This window comes from Bartonella tribocorum (genome assembly GCF_002777915.1).
GTDB classification, from domain to species: domain Bacteria; phylum Pseudomonadota; class Alphaproteobacteria; order Rhizobiales; family Rhizobiaceae; genus Bartonella; species Bartonella tribocorum_A.
The window spans coordinates 1-6,633 of sequence record NZ_NJGE01000040.1 but is presented as its reverse complement, the minus strand read 5'-3'; the positions used below and the strand labels follow the sequence as shown (position 1 = coordinate 6,633).

Genomic DNA, 6,633 nt, shown 5'->3' with positions numbered 1-6,633 from the left:
GAAAAGGGAGGCAGATGATGCGAAAGAATTATCGGATGGCGCAGCGGTTACGGCTGGTCAAGCTTTGACCACAGCCACAAGAGCAGATTCAACAGCGCGTGAAGCAAAGACAGCATGCGATGAAGCGTTGAAAGATGCAAGAGCTTCCAAAAGCCAAGCGGATAGTGCGCACGATATGGCATCTAGAGCTCTTACAGAAGCCGGCGTTGCGAAAACGAGAGCCTCCGAATCCAAGAATAAGTCAGAGGAGGCAGAAAGATTAGCTGAAGAAGCCAAAAGTACCTCTGAAGCCGCCAAGCAAATTGCCGAAGAAGCAAAGGCAAGCTTTGAGAGAACTTCAGGAGAAATCAATGGTACGAAAGGTTCATTGGCTACAGCATTGCAACGTTTTGAAGAGGTCAAACAGACCAGTGAGCGTGCTGTTAATTTATCGACCGAAGCTAAGAGGTTAGCTGATGAATCGAAGACCATAGCAAGCCGTGCAGAACAAACCGCAAGAGAAGCTTCACAAACAGCAACAGAGACGACGCAAGTAGCAGCGACGGCGGTAGCAACGTGTCATGAGGTTAAGACTGTAGCAACGCAAGCAAGTCTAAAGGCGGATGGAGCCAAACAGACAGCTGATGATGCCAAGGATATTGCAGAAAAAGCAAAAGAGTTATCGGAAGGTGCAACATCTTCTGTTACAGAGCTTACAAAAACAGCCTCACAAGTACAAGCGGGAGTAGAGACAGCATTAACAGCTTCAAGAGAATCCAAACAGATAGCAGAAGCCTCTCAGACACTCTCGGGAGAAGCCAAACAGATAGCTGCTGATGCTTTGAGAGCGTCGAATGATGCTAAAACACAGTCAGCTACAGCGGTCAGTACGTCAGAAGAGGCGAAGGTTCTTTCAGAACAGTCCAAAGATGCTTGTCATGAAGTTAAAGGCTCCGTTGAAGCTGTTAAGACTGTTGCAGAGTTTGCAAAAACAAAGGTGGAACAAGCTTCGCAAACAGCTACAGAAGCGAAGGGTTTAGCAGAAACCGCGAAAAGTACAGCAGAAGGTGCACAAACGAAAGCCGAACAAGCGCAACAGAGTGCGACAGAAGCGTCTCGAGTCGCTTCAGAAGCGAAGACAGTTGCAGAGCAGGCATTGCAAGCTGATAGACAAGCGGTTCGTGAAGGCAATGAAAACACCAAGAGTTTGGTAGAAGAAGTTCAGAAGAAGGTTGAAGAGGCACAAGCACTTTCACAAGAGAGTAAGGGGCTTTCTGAAGCCGCCAAAGATTTAGCGGAAAAAGCGAATACGGCATCTACAGAGGCGCAAAAGGCATCAGAACAGGCATTAAGAGAAGCGACTTCTGCGAAAACAACAGCGGGCGGGGCATCTAGTATAGCCAATGATGCGAAAGGGAGTGCTGAGGCAGCTAAAACATTATCAGAAGAAGCAAAACGGTTGGCAGCAACATCACAGGAGACAGCAGAAACAGCAAAGGCTAAAGCCGAAAGTGTAGAGGCAGTTGCGAATGAAGCAAAATCTACAGCGGCTACAGCATTAACAGAAGCAAGAGAAGCTAAGAGTACGGCATCTGAGGCGAAGGGTTTGGCGGAGGAAGCGAAAAGCGCCGTTGATAAGGCGACAGCGAAAGTAGAGCAAGCTGTAAAAGAGGCTAGCGATGCGAAATCTAAAGCAGAAAATTTAGAGACTGTTGCGACTGAAGCGAAATCCACGAGTGAACAAGCAAGTCAAACCGCCTCTAGTGCAAAAAGCTTATCAGAAGAAGCAAAAGAAGAAGCAAGGAGCGCCAAAGCGACAGCCTTAGAAGCCAAAAGTGCGTCGGATAGTGCACAGACGAAAGCCGAGCAAGCGCAACAGAGTGCAACAGAAGCAACACGAATAGCCAACGAAGCGAAGGTAGCAGCAGAAGCATCGGTGCGTTCAGGAGAGTCAGCAGGTCAAGCGAGTGTGGAGGCGGTGAAGGGTATAGCTACAGCAGCAAAGAGTAAAGCCGAAGCATCAGAGAAGATTGCACAAGCATCTAAAAGTGCTTTGGATGATCTAAAACAAGCCGTCAATAGTGCGAAGTCGATAGCGGAAGAGGCAAAGAAGGTTTCTGAAGGAGCTCAGAAGAAGGCATCACAAGTAGAGACAGTAGCGGATGAAGCTGAAAAGATAGCAAAAGAAGCCAAACAGACAGCTGGTTATGCTAACCATGAGGCGGCACAAGCGCGCAGTGAGGTAGAAAAGGCAAAAAGTACAGCTCATGAAGGATGGAGTAATGCCAATAAAGCGCAGGAAGTAGCAGGTGACGCTAAGACTATAGCAAGTTTAGCACGGACATATGCAGACGAAGCCAAGAAAAAAGCCGAAGCAGCAGATTCACAAGCTTATCAAGCTAAGAGTGAAGCAGAGAAAGCCAAGGAAACAGCCGAAGAAGCCAAAACGGTAGCCGAAGAAGCTAATAAAGCTTTTATTTCGTTTAATTTTTCGGAGACATCAAAAACGGTTGATGCTATCAAGAAAGCAGCAGAACAAGCGCAACAATCATTGCAGACGGCACTCACAAAGGCTGATGATGCTTCTCAAGTTGCAAAGGATGCTAAGAGTATTGCAGAGCAAGCGACAAAAGTAGCAAGTGAAGCAAAAGCAGCAGCAGAACGGGCGACGAGTGTTGATAGAGAAGCGGTAAGTTCTGGTGCAGAAGCATTTAAGAGCCTAGCAGAGGAAGCAAAGCGAACAGCCGGAGAAGCAAAGGCGCTAGCAGAAGAAGCCAAAGAGCTAGCGGAGGAAATGCAAGATGAATCGAACGAAGCGAAGCTTGCTGCTAACTCAGCAAAATTGACAGCTACTTCTGCGGCAACAGATGCAGAAGAAGCACAAGAAGAAGCAAGAGAAGCCAAGCAAGCCGCTGATCAGGCAAAGAGGCTAGCCGAAGAAGCCCAAAAAACAGCCGATACAACGAAGCAAGAGCTTGGTGGTATTAAGAGTTCTCTCGTAACGGCAACAGCAGCTCACACAACAGCTATACAGGCAAAAGCACTAGCAGAAGAGGTCAACACTTTCCTAAAACAGTCCAATTTAACGATCCTATCCATTTCGACGCCGTTTCTTGTTGCAACAGGGAAAAGTCAATTAACGTTGAAAAAAGGAACGCGCATAACTTTGGCACTCATTAATGAGATTTTAGTTGCAAGTTATACGTCAGATAAAAGAATAGGCGTTCCTTCTCTTTCTGCGGGCAAAGATTATTATGTTTATTTGGTCTCTGATGGAGAACAGTCTCATAAATTTGTTTTATCAGAAAACTCTACTTATCCAAGGGATTACACAGTTAATAATTCGGTCAAGATAGGAGGGTTTCATACGCTCTGTGCGGATGTTGGAGAGATTGAAGGTCATCCATTGTCTGGGTATAGAGCAGGGGATATATTACCCAATTCGGTTTGGTGTTTGAATCACCGCCCGCATAGTTCTCCAGAAGGAATGGTGTATGACCCCTCTACAGATCTTTGGGTTGATATTTATCTCCAGTCAGGAACGGGTGAAAATACACGCTCGGTATATAATGTTCCGATCACGACGGGTCGTGGCTATACCGATCACTTATCGGATATGATGCGTGTCAAGAAATCCTTACTGAGTGATGTGGAATTTGCGTCTGCGATGTATGGAAGTAATGAGAAAACGAGTATTACGGGTAAGCAGTCCCCTTCTCCGAAGATTTCAGGAGGTCACGTTGATACAGCCAATCGTCGTATGATTTCGCATATTGGTTGTGAGGAAGGTTGCGGTTATTCTTGGCAATTTTTATCAGGAACGTTCCCTATGCAAACTCAATCTAGTGTTGCCTTATGGAGCAGTAGCAGCAAGACTGAAATGTATGTCTTATTAGGGGGAGGCGGCTTTAACAATGAAGAGGAGAACGGACGGTTTGGTCGAACAACCATTAAGGTCACTGATACCAATGAACACATTTGCGCGCGTGGCTGTAGCCGTCCCCGCCACTTTGTTTAGAGGAGGACAATAGAGATGATAGATTATCCAGAGCATTTAAATACGAAGCAAGATTATCTGAACATGCTTGAATTTGATAAGGCTGAAACGGTAAGAAGGCTAGAGATGCTTTTATCAACGCGTTTTTATTGGGTTTTTGTTAAAGAACTTGGAGAGGGGGAAGAGGGGATTGAAGATGCTACCCATAGGGTTTGTGTAGAAACAGAAACGCCGGTTGATTTAGACGGTCCTTCTCTAGAAAAGCGTTCTCAATATGAATTACAGGAAAGCGAATATGCGCCGCTCTTTCAGCTTGGTTTTCGTGTTGATGAAGTGGAACAATTGATCAAAGAGCATAGTCAATAGAGATTATAAAAGAAGGTTTTTATGCCGCCCCACATCAGTGGGGCTTTTTTTATGGGAGGACGAAATGAGAAAGATATCCAAAGAAGGTTTAGAGCTCATCAAACAATGGGAAGGATTACGTTTGGAAGCGTATAGAGATACGGCGTGTATCTGGACGATAGGTTATGGTCACACGAGCCATGCTGGTCAACCGGTTGTCAAAAAAGGCATGCGTATTACGAAAGAGCGAGCAGAAGAAATCCTTTGTGAGGACTTAAAGCAATTTGAGAAGACGGTAGAGGAATCGGTGACGGTTTCATTAACAGATTGCCAATTCGCGGCATTGGTCTCGTTTTGTTATAACGTAGGCAGACAAGCTTTTTGTAAGTCGAGCCTTTTGAAGAAACTTAATCAAGGGGATTATGAAGCCGTTCCAGCAGAATTACAGAAGTGGAATAAAGTTGGTGGGAAGACTTTTGTGGGTTTAGCCAATCGTCGAGCAGCAGAAGCCGGCTTGTGGGCAAAAGGGTCTTATATTTCTTCCAATTATGAACGGGTGGAAACGCGTAATGCAACTGGTCTTTTCAAGATAGAAGCACTTGCACCGATTATAGGGTCTTGTTCTGGTTTTGGGGGATTTTTGGTAGGCAATGGACCGATTCAGTGGGCTTTAGCAGGGATTATGGTTTTAGCTGCTTGTACAGGTCTTGTGATTGTTGCCAAGCGTTTTAAGGAGCAGCGCTTATGATTTTTTGGTTCAAAAGAAATCTCTCTCTTCTTTTAGCGGCTTTAGCCGTTTTTTTAATGGCATTAGCCAAAGCCTTTCATCTTGGCAAGAAAAGCGAGCGGCAAAAGCAAACAGAGAAAGCTTTAAAGACAGCAACCACCCGTTTTGAGGTTGAAAATGAAGTTAATCAAAAAAGTGATACTGATGTGCGTTCTGCTTTGTCTCGTTGGGTGCGCGGCAAATAAGTCTGTTTCTTGTGTTGGTTGGTTACCCATTTATTTAGACAAGCAAGATATCAATGTCATCAGTTCCAACCTAGCAAGAGATATATTGAAACATAATCAACAGGGAGCACGCTTATGTGGTTGGCAAAATGAGTAGAAAACGTCATGAGGAACAAGATCTCTCAGGAACAGAACGACGGCTGCTTCAGGAGATGATAGAAACCTACCAAGGCTTAAAGATGATGTCACGCATCATAAAGTGGATAGCCCTTTTTGTCTTTATGTGTGTCATGGATTTTTTCCGTTTCAGAGAAATCCTAGAGAATATCTTCTCACACTTAAAAAAATGGATAACAAAAAGTTAGAGCCTACAAAATCTCTCTTTAAAAGAAAAAAGGTTGATATTAATGATAGGTTAAACTATGTTTAACTAAGTTAAATGATGTATAACCATTAAAGTTCTAAAGAGGCAATGTGATGAGTGTAAAAAGTGAACTTATAGCAGCTAAAGTAGATATAAATCTAAAAAATGCGTTTATGGCTATAGCTGAAAGAAAACACCGTCCTGCATCTCAGATTTTACGTGATCTTATTCGTGTTTATGTTGAAAACAACAAGATCCCTAATAAGGAAACGCTTGAAACTTTTCATAAAACGGACAGAAATGAAGATGTTTTTTATGCTGAAAATGTAGCTGATTTAATCCAGCAACTGGATCTCTAATTATGCGTTCAGTGAGTTATTCAGGAAAGTTTAAAAAGGATATAAAACGGGCAAAAAAGCGTGGAAAAGATATGCAAAAGCTTACAGAAGTTATGCAACTTCTGATTCATAAGAAGCAATTGCCATCTATTTTAAATGATCATGCTTTACAAGGAAACTGGAAGCCCCGTCGAGATCTTCATATAGAACCCGATTGGTTACTAATTTATATAGTTGATGAAGACCGAGTCCATTTTGATAGGACAGGAACACATTCAGATTTATTTAGATAAGAATTTAATTCTCAATCCCCGAAAAGAAGTTCTGATTCGTAATAATTGAAGAACTTTTCAAGAAGATTTGTTAGAATCAGAAGAAATATTTCTTTTCTAACAGGCTTTTTATATGGTTACATCTTTTGGTAAAATTTTACGTAAACTTCGCATTGATCACTCAGAACGCCTCTTAGATATGGCTAAGACATTAGGTATATCTGTAGCGTTTTTATCTTCTGTAGAAATTGGCAAGAAATCAGTACCGGTTGGTATGGAAGAGAAGATCATAGAGCTGTACGGTTTAGATCAAGAGAAGGCTTCATTGTTAAGAAAAGAAGCCTATGCATGTCGCAAGAGTTTTACAATCAAATCTTCAGACCCATT

At 43.2% G+C, this 6,633-nt stretch carries 9 protein-coding genes; all 9 read left to right on the top strand.

The window, feature by feature from the left end; translation table 11 throughout:
* Positions 1 to 3,997, top strand: a 3,997-nt coding sequence (locus CER18_RS10645) for a hypothetical protein (protein WP_245410097.1), incomplete at its 5' end; no start/stop codon positions are given.
* Between the two features lie 15 nt (positions 3,998 to 4,012).
* Positions 4,013 to 4,342 (top strand): hypothetical protein, encoded by a 330-nt coding sequence (locus CER18_RS09235; protein WP_100129687.1) that lies wholly within the window; start codon positions 4,013 to 4,015, stop codon positions 4,340 to 4,342.
* A 64-nt stretch (positions 4,343 to 4,406) separates the two neighbouring features.
* Positions 4,407 to 5,069 carry a lysozyme gene (locus CER18_RS09230; RefSeq protein ID WP_100129686.1) on the top strand — a complete coding sequence of 221 codons (663 nt, stop codon included), beginning with the start codon at positions 4,407 to 4,409 and terminating at the stop codon, positions 5,067 to 5,069.
* Positions 5,066 to 5,293, top strand: a complete 228-nt coding sequence (locus CER18_RS09225; RefSeq protein ID WP_100129685.1) for a hypothetical protein — start codon at positions 5,066 to 5,068, stop codon at positions 5,291 to 5,293. The genes CER18_RS09230 and CER18_RS09225 overlap by 4 nt, the downstream gene beginning before the upstream one ends.
* Positions 5,226 to 5,429 (top strand): hypothetical protein, encoded by a 204-nt coding sequence (locus CER18_RS10640; protein ID WP_100129684.1) that lies wholly within the window; start codon positions 5,226 to 5,228, stop codon positions 5,427 to 5,429. Before CER18_RS09225 ends, CER18_RS10640 begins: the two co-directional genes overlap by 68 nt.
* On the top strand, positions 5,410 to 5,637 hold the full coding sequence (locus CER18_RS09215) for a hypothetical protein (protein WP_100129683.1): 228 nt from the start codon (positions 5,410 to 5,412) through the stop codon (positions 5,635 to 5,637). Before CER18_RS10640 ends, CER18_RS09215 begins: the two co-directional genes overlap by 20 nt.
* A gap of 112 nt (positions 5,638 to 5,749) precedes the next feature.
* Complete coding sequence (locus CER18_RS09210; RefSeq protein ID WP_100129682.1) at positions 5,750 to 5,995, top strand: hypothetical protein; 246 nt, start codon at positions 5,750 to 5,752, stop codon at positions 5,993 to 5,995.
* 2 nt (positions 5,996 to 5,997) lie between these two features.
* Complete coding sequence (locus CER18_RS09205) at positions 5,998 to 6,267, top strand: type II toxin-antitoxin system RelE/ParE family toxin (RefSeq protein WP_100129681.1); 270 nt, start codon at positions 5,998 to 6,000, stop codon at positions 6,265 to 6,267.
* 112 nt (positions 6,268 to 6,379) lie between these two features.
* On the top strand, positions 6,380 to 6,633 hold a 254-nt coding region (locus CER18_RS09200), incomplete at its 3' end, for a helix-turn-helix domain-containing protein (protein WP_100129680.1).